Origin of the sequence: Gemella sp. GH3, assembly GCF_013415425.1 — a bacterium.
GTDB lineage: Bacteria > Bacillota > Bacilli > Staphylococcales > Gemellaceae > Gemelliphila.
On record NZ_JACBYC010000106.1, the window covers coordinates 1 to 3,737 of the forward strand.

The following is a 3,737-nucleotide window of genomic DNA, read 5'->3' on the forward strand; positions in this document are numbered from 1 at the left end:
CTTATAATAATGTTTAAAGAAAATATTATTACTAATAAAAACATAATAGTAACTATTACTTTTTTTAATTTCATTTAATCCCTCCCTATAACACACATAATAAATATTGTTATAGCCATTGTTGCCAATATATTTTTTAAAGTATTGATATCATTTAAAAATATATAATCTGAAAACGTTAAGATCAAAATAATAACAATAAAAAACAATACACTTAAAAATAACTCTTTTATCACATGAAAACCTCCTATTTGAAATTGTATAAATTTTTGCTTTATTCCAATTGCTTTATTGACGTTGAGCCTCTGAACCCTTAACAAACCCCAAAACTGTCGACTCGTCGGCCTAATAGCTCACGCTATGCCGACATTCGTCGCTACAGTTTAGTTAAGGGTTCTTCTCAACATCAATAAATTTTCTCGGCATAAATGCGTGTTAATATCTATATTTGTGTTCTAAAGCCAATATAAGCCATATCAGCGTCGCTAATAGTAAATAAGGTATCAAGTATCCTAAATGCCATAAAAATGCTACAAAGCCTTCTGAGTGCTTTATTTGATATTCTAGCCCTTTATACATGTGGTCAAATCCTAAAACATTAAATAAACCACCCATGAATGTAGCGACAACGCTAATCAATAAAACGGCAAATAGTGTCAACATCAACGCTGACTTAAAGTAAGTCGCCCATTTGTGAACACTTTCAATATTGTCATCGAGTATTTCTTGTTTATCCTCAATTCTCATCAAAGACCATTTGAATTGTTCCATTGTTTGCTTTGTACGAAGATTAGGTATTTTTTCATCAAATTTCTCATCGATTTTTTGTTTAATAAATTCGCTTAGATTATCATCTGTCTCAATATTTACTTTAATCTCGTGCGTATTCGAGCGTTTTATCTGATCGGTCATTCGTGATATATATAGCTTGTCTTCATCACTCAAGTTCAAAGTCGTTTTCTCGTGATTGGACTCTAAGTTCTTTAGGACGTTTAATATTTTTTTCTGTATCTCTTGGTCTGTACTCACTTTCTCTTGGTTCGTATTCTGATAATTGTTGCTCGAATTCTCTCCGTTCATTTGCGACCGCAAACTCATTTTCTAATGCCCCCTTATCGAATTGTTCACCTAAATTTTTACCTCTCACTTTTTTATTTTCTTTCAAGTGTCTGTAAGTGATTGTTTTGTTTGTGACACGATCGATTGTGATGTCTAATTGGTTCAACTCTCTCTCAAGCTCCTCAAAATTTGTCGCTTGTGATTGTTCAATCGCATCTCTAATTTCGTCTTTCCAAGAGCTTTCACCTTTTTCAATTAAGCCTTTTTCGGCTTGAGTATATCGCATTGTTGCATTGCGTTCAGTTACAGACAATCCATGTTCTCTACATACTTCATCATTTTTTTGTTTTACGAACTCTCTTTGTTTTTTATTGCTTTGATATTTTTTCCCAGTTTCTAAATCAATTGAATTAATCACAATATGATTGTGTACATGATTTGTATCTGCGTGCGTATAGACGGCTACTTGATGATTAGGTGCAATCTTTTCTGCCAATTCTAAACCCAATTGATTACATTGCTCTGACGTTACCTCGCCAGGCTTGAACGATTGAATCACTGTATGTGCTTGAACACCATTCTCTTTGCCATATAAAGCTCGTGTTTGCTTAAACGATGATTTTGCATAATCTATATCACAATTTAAGCCACTTTTTTCTTCTGCTCGCTTTTCTGCGTAATTGATTGCTCGACTTGCCGATTTGGTATTACCTAATTTAGTTGTTGCCATCGTTATCACTCCGATTCTTTTTAGGTGCAAAAATTGCTTTTAAAATATGCAAAATCATAACGATGAATAAAAAAGCCATAAACCAAATATTATTAGTAAAATCGAAAAATATAGCTAAACCAATATAAGTAAGTGCCAATATACCGATAATAATATTAAAAGTTAGTCTCAATTTAGGCTTTGCCATATATCGTTCAACCTTTCACGTAATTCACTAATGTTACGTTCTAATGCTTCGTAGTTCGGTGTTTCATGTTGATGTTTATTACAATATTTAGCAATCTGATTGGCGTTTGCACCTAACTTACTTAAATCTCTAGCAATCGATTGTCGCGTTTCTTTATCAAATTTTGGTGCGACTAATCGACTGCCTTGTGCCTTTTTCTTTACGAAAGCAGGCACACTCATATTTAAAGTTTCCGCAGATTGCCTTAACTTTAAATATTCGGATTCGCTCACACGAAAACTAATTTGTTTTGGCTCCTTACGGTTGGGTTTACGGTTTCGCCCAACAGTTTCGTCGCTAGCCACAAATGTGTTTTGTTCGCTCATTTAATCCCACCACGCTTTCTTCGAAAATTATTACTTAATACAAATTTAGCTTAAATCATAACCTAAATTTTATCAAGTAATAAAGTGGTTTGGCAAGCGTCGTATATTCTAGCCACTTCGTTCTGAATATACCGGCTTGATGGGGAATATCCCCATGCCCCTTTTGTATTTTTGTTGGCACAAAAATAGTGGCTAATTGCTAGCCACTAAGTTCAAAACCATTAAAGCCCCAGCAACCAAAAATGGTGGTTGCTATACGTTCATAAATTTTATGATCACTTGCGTGTATAAAATTTAATTCACTTCCAAAATTTAAATTCACGCTGCCAAAAATCAATCTGCTTTTGCAATTGTTTTTCAGTCGCTTTTAAAGTCAATTTCATTAATTCCGTTAAATCAACTGGAGATATTTCTTTAATTAATTGCTTATATTTATTCTTAGTACGTCTTTCTAATTTTCCCCATTCTTCTTCGTCATTCAACAACATAAAAACCATTGCTCTATCAGAAGTACGTTCGATAGTTTTCCAATCTGGTTGTAAGGTTCTGTTGCAAAGTTGAATTTATAGTATAATTTTAACAAAAAGGAGTCTTCTGTATGAACTATTTCAGATATAAACAATTTAACAAGGATGTTATCATTGTAGCCGTTGGCTACTATCTAAGATATGCATTGAGTTATCGTGATATATCTGAAATGTTAAGGGAACGTGGTGTAAACGTTCATCATTCAACGGTCTACCGTTGGGTTCAAGAATATGCCCCAATTTTATATCAAATTTGGAAGAAAAAGCATAAAAAAGCTTATTACAAATGGCGTATTGATGAGACGTACATCAAAATAAAAGGAAAATGGAGCTATTTATATCGTGCCATTGATGCAGAGGGACATACATTAGATATTTGGTTGCGTAAGCAACGAGATAATCATTCAGCATATGCGTTTATCAAACGTCTCATTAAACAATTTGGTAAACCTCAAAAGGTAATTACAGATCAGGCACCTTCAACGAAGGTAGCAATGGCTAAAGTAATTAAAGCTTTTAAACTTAAACCTGACTGTCATTGTACATCGAAATATCTGAATAACCTCATTGAGCAAGATCACCGTCATATTAAAGTAAGAAAGACAAGATATCAAAGTATCAATACGGCAAAGAATACTTTAAAAGGTATTGAATGTATTTACGCTCTATATAAAAAGAACCGCAGGTCTCTTCAGATCTACGGATTTTCCCCATGCCACGAAATTAGCATCATGCTAGCAAGTTAAGCGAACACTGACATGATAAATTAGTGGTTAGCTATATTTTTTACTTTGCAACAGAACCATTACAAACCTGTCGCAAATATCAAAGCAATTAAACCGAATAAAAAAGGCGATAAAGATATACAA

5 protein-coding genes and 1 pseudogene are annotated in these 3,737 nt (G+C 33.4%); 1 reads left to right on the plus strand and 5 read right to left on the minus strand.

Translation table 11 applies throughout. The annotated features are described in order from the left end of the window. Nucleotides 1-435: 435 nt before the first annotated feature. The 5 genes and pseudogenes from HZY83_RS03995 to HZY83_RS04015 all read right to left on the minus strand — a co-directional run. The gene (locus tag HZY83_RS03995) at nucleotides 436-912 is read right to left on the minus strand and encodes a DUF334 domain-containing protein (protein ID WP_179926127.1); all 477 of its coding nucleotides are present in this window, start codon (nucleotides 910-912) and stop codon (nucleotides 436-438) included. 25 nt (nucleotides 913-937) lie between these two features. After that, complete coding sequence (locus tag HZY83_RS04000; RefSeq protein WP_179942786.1) at nucleotides 938-1,789, minus strand: relaxase/mobilization nuclease domain-containing protein; 852 nt, start codon at nucleotides 1,787-1,789, stop codon at nucleotides 938-940. After that, nucleotides 1,776-1,976 (minus strand): hypothetical protein, encoded by a 201-nt coding sequence (locus HZY83_RS04005; protein ID WP_161382469.1) that lies wholly within the window; start codon nucleotides 1,974-1,976, stop codon nucleotides 1,776-1,778. Before HZY83_RS04005 ends, HZY83_RS04000 begins: the two co-directional genes overlap by 14 nt. Continuing rightward, entirely contained in the window at nucleotides 1,958-2,341 is a 384-nt protein-coding gene (locus HZY83_RS04010; protein ID WP_161382466.1) for a plasmid mobilization protein, read from the minus strand. The genes HZY83_RS04005 and HZY83_RS04010 overlap by 19 nt, the downstream gene beginning before the upstream one ends. Before the next feature lie 299 nt (nucleotides 2,342-2,640). Then, nucleotides 2,641-2,883: pseudogene (locus tag HZY83_RS04015) on the minus strand (replication initiation factor domain-containing protein); the annotation flags it as partial. Between the two features lie 56 nt (nucleotides 2,884-2,939). On the opposite strand from HZY83_RS04015, the gene HZY83_RS04020 reads away from it, so the two are divergent. Continuing rightward, nucleotides 2,940-3,614 carry an IS6-like element IS257 family transposase gene (locus HZY83_RS04020; RefSeq protein ID WP_179942787.1) on the plus strand — a complete coding sequence of 225 codons (675 nt, stop codon included), beginning with the start codon at nucleotides 2,940-2,942 and terminating at the stop codon, nucleotides 3,612-3,614. Nucleotides 3,615-3,737: the final 123 nt, after the last annotated feature.